At 53.1% G+C, this 15,114-nt stretch carries 9 protein-coding genes and 2 pseudogenes; 8 read left to right on the forward strand and 3 right to left on the reverse strand.

Annotation, left to right across the window (positions count from 1 at the left end; translation table 11 throughout):
- Positions 1 to 306 precede the first annotated feature (306 nt).
- From IE105_RS14020 to IE105_RS14040, 5 genes are all read left to right on the forward strand, one after another.
- Positions 307 to 1,320: an adenosine deaminase gene (locus IE105_RS14020; protein WP_189499519.1), complete on the forward strand. Its 1,014-nt coding sequence runs from the start codon at positions 307 to 309 to the stop codon at positions 1,318 to 1,320.
- 701 nt (positions 1,321 to 2,021) lie between these two features.
- Positions 2,022 to 3,467: an NTP/NDP exchange transporter gene (locus IE105_RS14025; RefSeq protein ID WP_189499520.1), complete on the forward strand. Its 1,446-nt coding sequence runs from the start codon at positions 2,022 to 2,024 to the stop codon at positions 3,465 to 3,467.
- Positions 3,431 to 4,342, forward strand: a complete 912-nt coding sequence (locus IE105_RS14030) for a serine hydrolase (protein WP_189499521.1) — start codon at positions 3,431 to 3,433, stop codon at positions 4,340 to 4,342. Before IE105_RS14025 ends, IE105_RS14030 begins: the two co-directional genes overlap by 37 nt.
- Before the next feature lie 47 nt (positions 4,343 to 4,389).
- On the forward strand, positions 4,390 to 7,242 hold the full coding sequence (locus tag IE105_RS14035; protein WP_189499522.1) for a PEP/pyruvate-binding domain-containing protein: 2,853 nt from the start codon (positions 4,390 to 4,392) through the stop codon (positions 7,240 to 7,242).
- 4 nt (positions 7,243 to 7,246) lie between these two features.
- Positions 7,247 to 8,566 (forward strand): serine hydrolase, encoded by a 1,320-nt coding sequence (locus tag IE105_RS14040; protein WP_189499523.1) that lies wholly within the window; start codon positions 7,247 to 7,249, stop codon positions 8,564 to 8,566.
- 71 nt (positions 8,567 to 8,637) lie between these two features.
- Here IE105_RS14040 and IE105_RS15765 read toward each other — a convergent pair.
- Positions 8,638 to 8,905, reverse strand: a pseudogene (locus IE105_RS15765) (IS6 family transposase); the annotation flags it as partial.
- A 241-nt stretch (positions 8,906 to 9,146) separates the two neighbouring features.
- Between IE105_RS15765 and IE105_RS14045 the strand changes: the two are divergent.
- Positions 9,147 to 10,730 carry a YHYH protein gene (locus IE105_RS14045; RefSeq protein ID WP_189499524.1) on the forward strand — a complete coding sequence of 528 codons (1,584 nt, stop codon included), beginning with the start codon at positions 9,147 to 9,149 and terminating at the stop codon, positions 10,728 to 10,730.
- A gap of 1 nt (position 10,731) precedes the next feature.
- Entirely contained in the window at positions 10,732 to 11,454 is a 723-nt protein-coding gene (locus IE105_RS14050) for a hypothetical protein (protein ID WP_189499525.1), read from the forward strand.
- A gap of 58 nt (positions 11,455 to 11,512) precedes the next feature.
- Here the strand turns inward: IE105_RS14050 and IE105_RS14055 are convergent.
- Positions 11,513 to 12,085, reverse strand: a pseudogene (locus tag IE105_RS14055) (IS6 family transposase); the annotation flags it as partial.
- A gap of 328 nt (positions 12,086 to 12,413) precedes the next feature.
- Between IE105_RS14055 and IE105_RS14060 the strand changes: the two are divergent.
- Positions 12,414 to 12,902 (forward strand): CreA family protein, encoded by a 489-nt coding sequence (locus IE105_RS14060; RefSeq protein ID WP_189499527.1) that lies wholly within the window; start codon positions 12,414 to 12,416, stop codon positions 12,900 to 12,902.
- 291 nt (positions 12,903 to 13,193) lie between these two features.
- Here IE105_RS14060 and IE105_RS14065 read toward each other — a convergent pair whose 3' ends face one another.
- Complete coding sequence (locus tag IE105_RS14065; RefSeq protein ID WP_233354179.1) at positions 13,194 to 15,032, reverse strand: DUF885 domain-containing protein; 1,839 nt, start codon at positions 15,030 to 15,032, stop codon at positions 13,194 to 13,196.
- Positions 15,033 to 15,114 lie beyond the last annotated feature (82 nt).

A 15,114-nucleotide genomic window follows, 5' to 3' on the forward strand; every position in this document is an offset into this window, starting at 1 on the left:
CGTTGTTTTAGTCTGTCTCATGCTTCACTCCATAAGGATGGAGGTGAGCAAAGTCTCTCTTAGCCCAGGCTCAAATCTGTGCCATGAGCGCTGACGTCAGACAGTAGATGAATTCCATCAGGAAGTCGGCCTCACCCCCCATGAGGTTGGGTCAGAGTAGGCTCCATAGAGTGGTAACCACGACACAAACCTGACTGCCGTCCCCCTAAATCTTACTATAGGATGGTGGTGGTCGTGCGGAGGAAATTAGGCGGCCATCGCCAAAAGATGAATTGCTTTTAGAGGCATATTCGGCCTTATGGACGAATGACTCAGCTTCACGAATTTATCAAATCCCTACCCAAAGCAGAGCTTCACCTGCATATAGAGGGGAGTCTAGAACCGGAACAAATGTTTGAGATGGCGCGCCGAAATGGGATCGCCTTGCCCTATTCGACAGTGGATGACATCCGCACCGCTTATGCTTTCGGCAACCTGCAGGAATTTCTCGATTTATATTATGCGGGTATGTCGGTTCTACAGACGCGACAGGATTTCTACGACCTGACATACGCTTATCTCCAGCGGATTCATGCCGATAACTGTCGACACGTAGAAATATTTTTTGACGCCCAAGCTCATACAGAACGCGGCATTGCCTTCGCAGATGTAATCGAAGGAATTTTGAATGCCCTTGAACAGGGTGAAGCAGATTTCGGGATCACCTCACACCTCATTTTATCGTTTCTGCGCCACCTTTCTGAGGAGGATGCGTTTAAAACGTTAGAGCAGGCCGAACCCTATTATGATCGTCTTTTGGGAGTCGGGTTAGACTCGTCAGAAATGGGCCACCCACCTTCTAAGTTTGAACGTGTTTTCGCAAAGTCTAACGCATTGGGCCTTAAATTATTCGCTCATGCAGGCGAGGAAGGGCCGCCGATATATGTCTATGAGGCTTTAGATATTCTAAAAGTCGACAGGATTGATCACGGTAACCGCTCGTTAGAGGATGACGCACTGGTCAATCGACTGGTCAGCGAAGGAATGACCTTAACGGTCTGCCCACTCTCAAACCTCAAGCTTTGCGTCGTAGATGATCTGAAAAACCATCCGCTGAAGACAATGCTGGATCTTGGTTTAGCGGTAACGGTTAATTCCGATGATCCCTCTTACTTTGGCGGTTATATAAACGATAACTATATTCGTATTGCTGATGCTCTTGATCTGAGTAAGGATGATATTGTTAAGCTCGTTAAAAACGGATTTGACGGTGCTTACATGAGTGACGCGCGAAAATGCGAAGTTATGGAAGAATTAAAAATCCGAAGTTGCACAACATAAGGGTCACTTCCCGGAAAGCACTTAATTGGCGGAACAAGTTCTGATTAATCAGATCACCCCAACCCATCGCTTCTAGCACAGCTTGCACTCACAATACCCATTCAGCTAATGTCTGCTCTGCCGCCATAGCTGTCTTAGAGCATGGCCGCGGGAAAAGCGCATAATCTGAATTTTGATAAGTGCCGCCATGTCATCCATCTTAGACCGCACCAAGATTTGAGATCAAAGAGAACAGCCCGCAGAGAAGTCGTTCGATAATAGCCTAGGCGATCAGCAACGTCTCTCTTCCTCTAGCCAAAGATCTGTGCCGATCTATATGACGACGGACAACTCCAGAAATTCGACTTAACCCACGCCTCATTTTACAATCACTTCAATCACAAAAGCCATCTCGAAAGTATAGCGCAGTTCAAGTCAATACATGACGCCTCACTCATAGAATGGGGTCAATTGATCGAGGCCTAAAACCTAATATCTGGCGACAACACGGGCTATATCGGTTTACTCTACAATGCCCTGCGCGTGTTAATCGCGGCATAAAACCGAACGTCCGCTCAAACCCAAAGCACAATGCGTATCAGCTGATAAGGCTCTACAACATTTATGTTAAGAACGTTATTTCATACGATGCCGTAGAAACCCGTTTATTCACCCGACATAAGCCGTTTAGTGGCAGCACATTACATGCCATGAGCGCCATTATGACTCCCGGACAGCCGAACAATGAGACGCCGCGCGCTGCGGGTGACCTGAATATTGGTATTTCTCGGTTTTTAGGCGTTTTCACACGTGTCAAACCACACGAAGTCCAGCTGACCTTCGCTTTGCTATTGACCGTATTTTTCATGTTGACGGCTTTTTTCATCGCCAAGCCAGCGCGAGAAAGCTGGCTAGCCGTCTCCGTCATTGGAGACCTTACAGCGCTTGAAGTCAGGGCCACGTCGGGTGGATTGCAGTCTATCGTGCTGATCGCGCTGCTTCCGCTTTATGCCAAACTCTATGACATCTGGTCGCGGCGCCGCTTGCTCGTCATGGTCAACGTGTTCTTCATTGCGCTGTTCCCGGTCTTTTGGCTGTTCCAACCCGGTCTGCTGGCGGATGAAATCCTGTTCAGCGGGGTCATTTTTTATATCTGGATCGGTATCTTCGCCGTCACCGTTGTCGCGCAATTTTGGACATATGCGGCAGACCTTTATACGCAGGACGCCGGCATGCGTCTATTTCCTCTCATTGCGGTAGGCGCATCACTCGGCGCGGTCGCGGGGAGTGCCTGCGCGGTCAAACTGATCGAAATCGGGGTTTCGTCATATGACCTACTGCTTTTTGCGCCGTTACCGCTGATTTGCGCAACGCTGATCCTATGGCGGATCGAGACGGTGGACGCGGCTACAGGTCAAACGCCAAAAATATCACCTGACACACCGTCCGAGGACCCGCGATCAGCATGGGCGATAGTTATGGGAAACCGTTATATATTACTCATCGGTCTGTTCGTCTTCTTGCTCAACTGGGTGCAAACCAACGGCGAGAATATCTTATTCGCAGCTCTACAAGAATCCATCGAAGCGTCAGGCCCAATGGACGCAGAAAGCCGCGCAGCGATGACAGCGAACGCTTATGCCCGGATATATGTTTGGGTCGGTTTGATCGGGCTAATTATTCAAGCATTTCTGGTCTCTCGTTTGCTACGTTATGGAGGGATGGCGGGTATGTTGCTCATTCCGCCTTTCGTCGCGCTTGTGTCCAACGGTGCTATGGGCGGGGCTGTCGGTTCTGGCGGAGCACTTGGCGTCATCACCATTGCTAAGACAGCGGAGAATGCGACCAATGCGTCGATCGCTAACACGGCCCGTCATATACTTTGGTTACCTGTCGCCAAGGAGGCTCTTTACAAGGCGAAAACGGCCATCGACACGGTTTGTGTACGGGTTGCCGACGGCCTTGCGGCCATAACCGTTATCGTAGGCACACGGCTTCTTTCCGCCGACCTTAAAGCCTTTTTCACGTTCAATCTTGTGCTGGTTGTGCTATGGCTTGTGGTCGGCATTCTGATTATCCGCGAGCGCAAGGGGCGCCGCAAAGTCTGGGCCGAGCGCGAAAGGACCGCAACTTGTACAGACCCATCATCGGGGGCGTCACCGCTCTGATGTTCATGGCGGCCTCGGCTGCCTTTGGTGCTCCGCACATCCCCGTCTCTGTTCCAGACGAACAGTGGCAGCCTCTCTCTCAATCTCGCGACGCCGCCCTACAGGCGGAGCTAAACAAATATATCGACAGCTCTCCGCGCCTCGCGCGTTTGAGTAAGGATGGGCGACTGTCCGTCGCATTAGTCGATTTGTCTAATCCGTCATCGCCTCGTTACGCCGCAATCAATGGTCGCAAGACCGTTTACGCGGCAAGCATGCCTAAAATCGCAATTTTGCTGACCGCTTATGATCAGATTTCACGAGGGGTTTTGGAGGCTACGCCCGAGGTGGAGTCCGACATGAATGCCATGATACGAAATTCATCGAACGGCGCAGCAACTCGGATGATCGATCGGGTCGGCGGCCTTGACGCTATCAATATAACACTCGCCGATCCGCGTTACGGATTATATGACGCAGAGAATGGCGGTGGGCTATGGGTTGGAAAACGTTACGCCAAGACGGGACGCCGCGTTACCGATCCGGTCGCAGGCGTCAGTCATGGCGCGTCGGCGTTCCAAACTGCACGGTATTACTATTTGCTCGCCACAGGACGCTTGGTCGATGAAGCCACGTCTTACAATATGCTGCAGGCGCTCGCGGACCCAGGCATTCGCCACAAATTCGTCGCCTCGCTTGGACAGCTGGCGCCGGACGCGGATCTTTATCGCAAAAGCGGGACGTGGCGCGATTACCATGCCGATAGCGTCATCGTCTGGGGGGAAGAACCATGGCGGCGCTATATCCTTGTCGGGATCGTACAAAGCGATGCGGGCGGTGATATATTGAAAGATTTGATTCCGGCTGTTGAAACCATTCTTCATCCTGAGAATTGATTAACAGCGCGCACTGCGCTTTACTCGTACTGACTCCAAGGCACACTATGTTGAAATCAGCTCTGCTCGGAACCGCGTTGGCCCTGATCGCCAGCGCGGCGATGGCCCGCGCCCCCGCCACAGACGCGCCGAAAGCGGCGGTCATCGATGAAGCGCGCACGTTGGTCGACGCCATGCGCGCCAGTCCAAAAGGCCCCTACTCAAACATTCAATGGGTCTGCAAAGACGGCACCGTTCTGCCGCCCCGTCCGAGCGCCTGCGCGCCGCATGGCGGGGGCAATCAGTTCGCCAAATTCTCCGCTCAACGCGACCGCCTTGCCACACTCGGCTATCCGGTCGGGACGATTTTTCAGAATTTCGACAGCGGATCTGCCGGGCCTGATGCCCGCTCCTTTACGCGTCTGCGCGACCTCCCGCTCGAATCCTATATGATCGCGGTGGATGATGGCTGGGTGCTGCGCGGCGCGCGGTCCTATCGCGGACGCGTTCAGATCGAAGATGAAGAAGTCGCCGGACGAGACCTCTTGCTCGCCACACTCGCCAAAGCCGACCGCGCGCAGGATACTCTGCTGCTGCGCGAGCTGGCCCGCGCCATTCCTCATGGCGGCAAAAGCGACGATATCGTGCGCGAACTGCGCCGCGACAGCCAGACACTGGCCGAAACCAACCGCCGATTTGAACCTTTACGTGCCGAAATTCACGGCCAACCGAGCGCCGCGACGCTGGGCCGCGTCGAGGCGTGGGCGCGCATTAACACAGGGCTGCCGACAGAACAGAAAGCCCTTCTCGCCCGCGTTCAGGCGCAGCTAACGGAGCTCTATTCGCCCGAACAGACCCGCCAGCGGCTTGGCCGCTTGGCTGGATCATTGGGGAACAAGCTAAACGATATTGCCGTTATCCTCCGTTCTGACGCCCCGGCCTTGGACCGCACGGCAGACGCCTTGGCGCTTTCGTATGAAAAATTTCAAACTGCCACGCTCGTCGACGCCTTGCGCCTGCTCGACCTCATGACCGCGCTGGAAGCCGACGCACTTAGCGCCGCGCGCGCTCTGCCTGCACCGGAAAACCGCGCCGAAGCCTTACGCCGTGCCGCGCAGCTAACCGACGCCGCTTATCATCTGGGCTATCTGTCTGAGAGCGAAGCCCGCCGTGTGGCCAGCCCGCTGCGCGCGTTGAACGGGAACCGTGCTGGCACGCCGCGTTACGCCGCTGCCGTCCAGCGTCTGCAATTAGTTCCGGCTTGGGCGCAGACACACGTTCGCTACGTCTTTGCCGAACCGCTGGCTAAATACACGGCGCTCGACTCGCGTGCCGCGAAATTTACCGATGATTTGTTGCGCGGGTCGATTTTGCAGCCACTCACCGAAATTACGGAATTATTGTCCCGTGATGTCGGGCAGCTTTCTGGCATCAGTGCCTCGATCATGGGCGAGACCCGGTCCGCGCTCGCTCTCAACCCTGGCCGCGCGCAAGGCCGCTTACGTGTGGTTGAGCCCGGACCAGACGGCAGCCTACCAGCTTACGCCTCTACAGATATTGTCATCATACCCAGCACGATAGCCGAGTTGTTTCCCGCCGCCGGAATTATTACCGTCGGCGAGGGTAATCCGCTCTCCCATGTACAAATTCTTGCCCGCAATCTGGGTATTCCCAACGTAGTTGTCTCTGCCGACTTGCAATCAGAACTCGCGTCCTATGAGGGACAAGCCGTTGAGCTGGCAGCCACCGCAGATGGGCGTGTTTTATTACGGCGAGCCGATAATTATAAACTGCCCGCCGCCAAAGCCGGCGCGCCGTCCTCCATCGGAAAAACGGGCACGGTCCCAGCACCGCAACCTAACCTCGCCCGTATCGCACCTGTGCCATTATCCGAGCTGCAGGCGAGCTTATCAGGCAAGATCGTCGGGCCGAAAGCGGCGAATGTCGGCGAACTGGCGCGGCTATTCCCTGACCGGGTTGCGCCTGCAGTCGCCTTGCCTTTCGGTGCATTCGCCGCTCATGTCGAAGCCCCGCGCGCTGCATTGGCCCGCAGTTTTCAGGATTACCGCGCCGGACGAATTACCGAAGACGCTTTCCTAATCGCGCTCGACACGGCGTATGACCGCGTCAAAGCCACGCCTGTCAATGCCGCCACCCGCGCTGCGTTGACCGAACAGTTAAAGGCGTTCGACCGCAGCACAGGCCTGTTCATCCGCTCTGACACGAATATGGAGGATTTGCCGCAATTCACGGGTGCAGGTCTTAACCTGACCTTGCCGAACGTGACGGGTGATAAGAATATTTTCGATGGCATTCCGGAAGTCTGGAGCAGCGTTTATACCCGCCGCGCCATGGCATGGCGTAGTCAGGTGCTGAGTAATCCGGAAGACGTGTTTAGCTCCGTCCTGCTGATGCAGTCCGTGCCGAGCGAGAAAAGCGGAGTGCTCGTCACCACCGATCTGTCGGGACAAAACCGCCCTAACAGCCTGACCGTCAGTGTAGCTTACGGCGTTGGCGGCGCAGTGGACGGCGAGAGCGCAGCCTCTTACCTGCTGACTCCGCGTCAGGACATTGTGTTGGCAGAAGCCAAAGCCCCGTTTCAGCGTTACCTGAAACCCGAAGGCGGTGTCGGCTGGCGGCCCGCTTCATCCGGCGACATTCTCACAACGGCTGAAACCGCAGAGCTGCGTAATCTTGCCGCTGAAGTCGTAGCCCGCTATCCGGTCAGTCTTGGTCCTGACGGCAAGCCATTGCCTTTTGATATCGAATTCGGCTTCGCAGGCGGTAAGCTTTATTTGCTGCAGATCCGTCCGCTTGTGCAACGCGGGGCGGCGCTCGCCGAAACCGTGGTCGGCGCCGTTATCCCCAAACCTGTGGGAACAAAGTCAGTATTGCTGTCCGCGCCGCTTAATAAGGAATAGTCACATGATGACCCGCTCACATCTCAAATTCACGGCCGCCGCGGCTCTCTGTGCGTTTATGCCGATCACAGCGACCTCTTACCCCATTGATGCGCAGGACACGTCGATCAACCGTCTTAAAGGCGCAAACCCGGATAAGATGCCCGCAGGCGCGAAACTCAGCACCGTTGATATGCATTTGCACTTGCTCGCCACACCCGGTGCCGCGTGGGACTTTGGTGGCACGCCGCGTGATGCAGAATTGCAAGCTGCGCTTGATCAAATGTTTAAAGGGCGCGACGCCTCCTATGGGCTGGTTGTGGCGGACATTACAGATCCATCCGATATTCGTTGGGCGGGATTACGCGAAAATCGCTCGCAAATTCCAGGATCTGTCGGCAAAATCATCACGATGCTTGGCTTATTCTCAGAGTTGGAACGTGCCTTTCCCAGTATTGAAGACCGCGAACGTATTCTGCGTCAGCGCCAGATCACGGCAGGCGAGTGGGTCAAATGGGACGATCATGGCGTTCCCCATTGGGACAATGCGACAGGCACGATGAAGTCGTCCAAAATCATGCCCGGCGAGACGTTTGCTTTGGCTGAATGGATTGATTTTGCCATTGCCTATTCCGCCAACGCCGCTGCCGCGACCATCTGGAAAGAAGCCCTCCTGCTACGCCATTATGGCGACCAATATCCGCCCACGGCCGAAGAAGAAGCCAATTTTTTTCGCACAACTTCTAAGGCGGAATTATGGCGTCTCTCTAGCAGTGCGGTGCGCGACCCAATGATCGGCGCAGGCCTTGATCCAGATACGTTTTGGATCGGTAGCTTTTGGACTTCCACAGCCAAAACCATTGTTCCCGGAAATGGCGGATCGCGCGGAACGCCGATGGAAATGGCGCGCTTTCTTTTGCGGATGGAACAGGGGCGGCTCGTTGACAATTGGTCATCGCTGCGAATGAAAAACTATCTCTACACGACGTCGCGCCGCTACCGCTATGTCTTCAGTGATAATTTGAAACCTGCCGCTGTCTATTTCAAATCAGGTTCGCTGTATAAATGCACGCCCGAAGAGGGCTTTAAATGCGGAAAATATATGGGTAATGCGCAGAACCTGATGAACTCCATCACTGTCGTTGAAACACCCGCCGCTGGGGTCGACGATAATGCCGGGCAAAAACGCTATATCGTCGCCATGATGAGCGATGTGCGCAAGACGAACTCCGCGTGGGACCACTCCCGCATCGGCGCGGCGGTCGACACAATGGTCCGGACCCGTGCTGCAGCCCGAATTGCAGAAACGGCATCGGATGCGGATAAGCGCGCGGCGGGCGGGTAATTTTAATTAACCTAAACACACATTCGTTGGAGTTTTGTCGCAGAGGGGCCTTGTCAGCTTAAGTTGAACGCATTGATCCTCACAAACATCGCATCGAGGGGCCATTTCCATAGCGGTTTTTCGCGCAGATAAACTAACGTTTTTACGGATCCGCATTGCGAACACGAGCCCAAACCGATCAACCCAAAGCCGAACGCTCTCATGACAAACGTCAATCCCGCGCTCATGGAGAAGACCTTCGACGTTTCGGAGCGAAAGCGGGAAACGGACATACATCATCACGTCAAGTTGAATGATCTCGCGGGATGTTTTGAAATAACGAAACGGGTTCTGGGTCATGCGACAACCCTATATCTCATCGACCTAAGCGTAAGTTTCCCTGACAATGTCGACAAAAAACACATCAACAAGACTGAAATTCGGCGTTGCGAAAACGTATTGGAGGTTCATTTCACCGTCTCAGCATAAGGTATTCAGCCCATTGATATCAAAGCTGATACAAAGCGATACAATTTGCAGCATTCAAAGACGAGCGCCTTTCGATAGTGGAGTTTAATAATAATTCCATAAGGTCTCAGGAATGAAATTTTCAACCGGCATAAAATTTTTAATGTTATCAAGCGCCCTGACAGCTTGCAGCGGTAACTCTGATAACGGTGGAGCAGGCGTTACCACCAATTCCGCGCCCGTTGTCGACGCAGGCTCAGCCCAATCCGCCATCGAAGGCTCGACAGTACAGCTTTCCGCGACGGCGACGGATGCTGATGGCGACGCATTAAGTTACAGCTGGTCGCAGTCGTCTGGACCCGCCGTCACTTTTAGCTCGGCGACTATTGAAGACCCGACCTTTACAGCTCCGGATATCACATCAGAAACTGACATTATTCTAACTCTAGCTGTGAACGATGGAACGACAACGGCATCTGATACTGTCGCGATAACGATTACAGTTAGCGCCTCGACGACATCCGCAGATAATTGGATCCTCAACACGACAGAGCGGTCAACCGAAATATTTGAGAGCAGCACGCAAGCCCAAGGCGTCATGTATGATGTACAATTGGCGGAAGTTCAAACAATTGATGGGGTCGACTACAATTATGTCGAAACTGAAGGCATTCCGAAATTTGATCTTATAATTACGCAAGAGATTGTTGATGAACTGAATGACCGTCCAAAAGCCGGGACCGATTTCACGATTGGGTCAACAACAGTTAACGTCGGTGACTCGATCGTATTTGGTGAGGACATCGGCTATGTTCAAGATACGGCTGACCGTCAAAACTGCGCAGTAACAGGCGGTACAGGCTATTGGCCTCCGGGACCTGCATGCCCGATCATGCAGAGCCGTGAGGGTTACTTTACAAAGAGCCCTGCCCTGCGAGACAACGCCGTTGACGGCGCCTGTGAAACGGGGATTGGTGCAATCGGCTATCTTGTTAACGGCGCCGCGATTTTCGGGTGGGGCGATACAATGTCATATAACAATGCCAGTGACTGGCAAAACCTGGCGATTGCCTTTGAGGTTTATGACCTTGATGTCTGTTATGGTCACTCCGCAAACGGGGATTACCACCTTCATAGTTATGGTCGTTGCCTAAAGGAATTGCTTGGCGATGATGGAAGTGCTCACTCCCCCGTTATTGGATATGCGGCTGACGGCTTTCCTGTTTATGGCCCGTATGAATCAGAGAATACATTTGCACTCTCCGGATGGGCCACGCGCGATTTTGATGATGTAAACAGCGCCACGGGCTGTGGGGTGGCCGGTGTCCGATCATGTGAGATGGTGGATCGTTACGACCTCTCGGCCGGCACCGTAGCTTCGCCGTCAAACGGCCCAACGACTTCTGAAATTGTATCTTCGCTTTCAGGAAACTCAATTATGGCGGTTTCCGGGACTTATTTCGAAGACTTTTATTATACAGGCGCCACGATTACGGGGGCCCAACTTGATCAAAATAACGGTCATGATACGGGCGATGGCAAAGGGTATCATTATCACTTTACCCAAAAGCTCGAAAATGGCGTTACAAAGCTGACTTACCCCTACACATTTGGACCGCGTTACTCCGGATCCATCCCGGATAATGCCGTAGCAAGTTGCGGGAGTAGTGACCAATCGAATGGTGGTCCTCCCCCAGGCCCTCCTCCGGGCGGTTAGAATGAATATTATAACACGCGGCAATCGCGCTCTGGCAATTTTAGCCTTAACCGGACTATTTGGTCTCTCCGCTCTAAGTGCGCAGAATGCGAAAGCAGAGCCAGAACCCGATTCCATAGAGGCCATTTCAACGGCTTTGGGAATTGATGTCGCTGATAATATGTGTGGTGGCAGTCGAAAAAGTACGACTGCCACAGCGAAAATGTTGAGCATGGCAACGCTTGCGCAAACCAAACCCAACAGGATTGATCCGGCGTCAACAGTGTCTCAAAAATCCACGGCCATGGACCACTCGCATATTCCAGTAGCAGTTCCGGAAGGCGTGCCTTCACCAAGGCTCTCCGCGACACTCACGCGCGATGTTATGTCAGGATATAATCTGAGACTGCATATTGATCAGTATGAGATGACTGCGCCGCCGATTGCAGTCGCAATGGAAAACTTGATGGCACCGAGAATTAATGCCTCAACAGGGTTTATTCAGGGTCACGCGCATCTGTATATCAATGGAGAAAAGATTCAGCGTGTGTATGGCAACAGCATCCATATTCCCGCCACTCAATTTAGAGAAGGCATGAATCAATTAAATATTACGATAAACAACCATGCGCACATGTTCTGGACATATGAAGACAAAGAAATAATTTCGTCCTTATTTGTGAACACGGGAACCTCAAAACTCGTTACGTACCGATTTGATAGCTTCCCTGCAGTCATAGAGTGATTTGAGGCATTGTTAGCTTAAACGGGCAAGACTGGACTTCTAACAAATTTTCCCACCGCTAGACGGCAATAAACTGGCGCCATTCTGCGAGCGACGCGACACGGAGTGACTTGAAACGGGTCCGGCTTTCAAGTTGTCTCTGATGGTTGAAGTGATTATAGATTGAGGCTTGGGTGGAAACGAACTTCTGAAGCGTTGAGGTCTACATAAACCGCGTCATGCCGCGCTCTCGTCGTCGGAACGGTCGGTGTTAATTCTCCTCTTGATTGTCGGCATACCGCTCGGTGTTCTGGCGGCTCTGATTACCAATAGCGCGCATCGCGGCGCCGTAAGACCAGAGCTTGTCTGTGACGACAATTCGCGGTGGACCGTAGCGTTTCATCGCTTTCTTCAAGAACCGCAGAGCTGCTAGTTTATCCCGGTTCCTTGTGACGAAACATTCAAGAACTTCACCCTCATGATCAACCGCACGCCATAGATAATACTGAGTTCCGTTGATCTTCACAAAGACCTCATCAAGATGCCATTTCCATTTCGTGTGTTCACGTAGATAAACTGAACGCTTTGCACGGACCTGCTTTGCGTACACGCGCCGAAATCGATCCACCCGGAACCGGAAACTCTCATAAGAGAAACGGGTTCTTGGCCATAAACGCACGCCAATTTGAAGTCGTTAAGGCAATCCTTCCCTGACAATGTACGGGCCAAACATGGTGACCTCTCGGCATAAACCCTGTGTCAATTCTGATCCGAATGGAACAATTGATCCTCAAACGAATTGCAAGAAGGAACACGAAAGGAAAAATTATGAAATTCATCGTCCGCACTATCCTCGCTTCCGTCATAACCTATGGCATGCGGAAAGTTCTCAACGGTCAATCAAAAACCGACAAAGCGCGCGTTCCCGAATGATACACTTTACGCCCTGTTTCTGAAAGTCTGGAGTCAAAGAAGTCGACATGAAACTACAAGTCTTACCCATCATCTTTGCCATCCTCCTCGGAGCGTGTGGCGCGAACAACACACAGGGAATTGCGGAAATTAACAACGATTGGACTGGCAATGAGATAAAAATCGATGCCTTCACTGACGAGAAAGTCGCAGGCGTGACGTGCCACATGGCTCATTTTGACCGCGGTGTTTACGATCGGCTTAAACAAGGCTCTTGGTTTGAAAACCCGTCAAATGGATCCATAAACTGTGTACAAACGGGACCGGTCATTGTCGGTGACATCGACCTCGGAAAAGGTGGTGAAACCGTCTTTAAGCAGAGACAATCGCCCATTTTCAAAAAGCTAACCGTTCGTCGTATTTATGATCGCGAGAATAATACTCTGGTTTACCTCGTTTACTCCCGGCAAGTCGTTGAAGGGTCCGCCAAGATGAGTATCGCGAGCGTTCCGCTTTATGGACCGGATGTGACTTGGATCAACGGGAAGCCCGATTAGGGTCTGCGACATTTTGGCTCTCGCCGGAGCCTTATCAGCTTAAACGCTTACGCCCTCATTCGAGCAGAATATGGGTTCATGTGGCATTGTCAGCTTGTCGATGAAGTCCAGTCAAAAATAGAAACCAAGTAAGAAAACGGGGGTTAATCCCCGGTAGCAGACCTTAGCCCAAAGGCCATTTCTGCACGTCAGTGTAGATACAGTCCATTGTTGCCTAGAGCTCAAAATTTGAACCCCATAGAGAACGATTTGCGATTTCGCTCCCTTGGGTTGGGACTTACTTGGGGTTTGCTAGCTAGCCTTCTTCGAAGCGATCCATTGATCTACTTGTTTTTCGAGGATCGATAGCGGAACGTCGCCGCTGCCAAGCACAGTGTCGTGGAAACCCCTTATGTCAAAATCGTCGCCTAATTCATCTTGAGCTTTTGCGCGAAGTTCCTGAATGCGGATCATGCCGATTTTATAGGATGTGGCCTGCCCGGGCAGCACGAAATAGCGTTGTACCTCGGATCGAGCCACTGTTTCCGGATTAGGCGAATTTTCAAGGCAGTAAGCAACCGCCTCATCCAAGGTCCATCCTTTTGAGTGTATGCCCGTGTCAACGACAAGGCGGATCGCGCGCCATATCTCGCTCTGCAACCGGCCAAAGTCCGAGTATGGGTCTTCGTAACCGCCCATTTCCTTAGCCAGTGCCTCGGCATACAGGCCCCAGCCCTCACCATAGGCGGGCATATAGCCGCCTTGAGAGCGGAACAGCGGTACGCCCTCAAGTTCTTGCGCGATTGAGCTTTGCATGTGGTGGCCTGGATTTCCCTCATGATAGGCGATCGCTTCGAGCGGCGGAATCGGCATCGCGGTCATATCGGAAAGGTGCGCATAATAAACACCAGGGCGCGACCCATCGGGGGTACCGACTTGGTAGTGCTGCGATGCCCCATCCTGTTCGCGGAACGATTCAACGCGGCGCACTTCAAGTTTGGCCTTAGGTAGTCGTCCAAAGAATTCTGGCAGGCGTTCGCTTAGCGTGTCGATATGCATTGTCGCGCGGTCGATATAGGCCTGCGCTCCCGCTTCATCGTCAGAGAAGAAAAACTGCGGGTCTTCGCGAGTAAACACGAAAAAATCCTCCAGCGATCCCTCAAAACCCGTGTTGTCCTTCAGCGCTTCCATTTCGGCACGAATACGCGCGACTTCGGAAAGGCCAAGATCATGAATTTCGTCGGCGGTCAGATTGGTGGTTGTCATCTGCGCGAGCTGGTAGGCATAATATGCCTTGCCGTTAGGCAATGCGGATACGCCTTTGGCAACCTCATCGCTGTTTGGACGGTCCTGTGTCATCCAGTCGACGATCCGTTGATAGGCCGGACCGGTCGTTTCTGTCAGTGTCACGCGCGCTCGTTCCAGCAATTCATCGGAGCGCTCTTGCGTGATGGTTCCGCCCTCGACCAGCGTCGCTAGCCGTGTCTGCGTTCCTTCCCAGAACGCCGAAGGCTCTCCGTCATCGAATGGCGCGCCGGTTATGAGACCCTGTGATTCCTTGATCACGAAATCATAGGCAAAGCGCGGCGGGCGAACGCCCAAACTGGCATTGGCCTGAGCCTTCGCGAGAGATTGATCCATGGCTGAACCAATGCCGTCAAGCCGGGCGATGAAAGCCTCCATCTCGCTCTCAGTTTCCACACTGTGTAAGCTGAGCACATAGGACGGGATGCCGGTGTGCGCGCCGTCCATCTGCTCGAGGATAAATTGTTGATCGAAAAATTCCGCCGCGCGTACGGCTTGATCCGCGCGGAACTTAAACATATCAAAGGACAGCTTTGCATCGCCTGACAGTTCATCATAATCGAAATTGGCCTCCATGGCCGCGACAGACTGCTGCCACCACGCGATTTGCGTTTCCGCGGCTTCGATGCTCAGATCATCAATCTTGTCATAGTCAGTCTTTCGCCCCAGGGCGGTCTGGCGGAGGGGGCTGAAGGCCAGCTCTTCTTCGAACTTAGTATCGAACCATTGGTTGAGGCATTCTGTCTGCGTAGTCGCGCATTCGATTGTTGCAACGGGTGTCATCACGGGATTGCAACCAGTCAATGCAACCAATGCCAGTAGTAGAGCTGCGGATTTCGTGTTCAAGATAAGTCCCCATTTAGTAGGATAATACGAACCACCATGTCCTAGGCACAACCGAGTGGCAAGCCGTTTGGCGTCCCCCGGT

It is taken from the genome of Algimonas arctica, from assembly GCF_014652695.1.
Taxonomy (GTDB): domain Bacteria; phylum Pseudomonadota; class Alphaproteobacteria; order Caulobacterales; family Maricaulaceae; genus Litorimonas; species Litorimonas arctica.

Excerpts from the sequence above, each read along its gene's own strand:
- IE105_RS14020 (WP_189499519.1), top strand. The coding sequence starts at position 307 with ATGACTCAGCTTCACGAATTTATCAAATCCCTACCCAAAGCAGAGCTT.
- IE105_RS14035 (WP_189499522.1), top strand. The coding sequence starts at position 4,390 with ATGTTGAAATCAGCTCTGCTCGGAACCGCGTTGGCCCTGATCGCCAGC.
- IE105_RS14060 (WP_189499527.1), top strand. The coding sequence starts at position 12,414 with ATGAAACTACAAGTCTTACCCATCATCTTTGCCATCCTCCTCGGAGCG.
- IE105_RS14025 (WP_189499520.1), top strand. The coding sequence starts at position 2,022 with ATGACTCCCGGACAGCCGAACAATGAGACGCCGCGCGCTGCGGGTGAC.
- IE105_RS14050 (WP_189499525.1), top strand. The coding sequence starts at position 10,732 with ATGAATATTATAACACGCGGCAATCGCGCTCTGGCAATTTTAGCCTTA.
- IE105_RS14040 (WP_189499523.1), top strand. The coding sequence starts at position 7,247 with ATGATGACCCGCTCACATCTCAAATTCACGGCCGCCGCGGCTCTCTGT.
- IE105_RS14045 (WP_189499524.1), top strand. The coding sequence starts at position 9,147 with ATGAAATTTTCAACCGGCATAAAATTTTTAATGTTATCAAGCGCCCTG.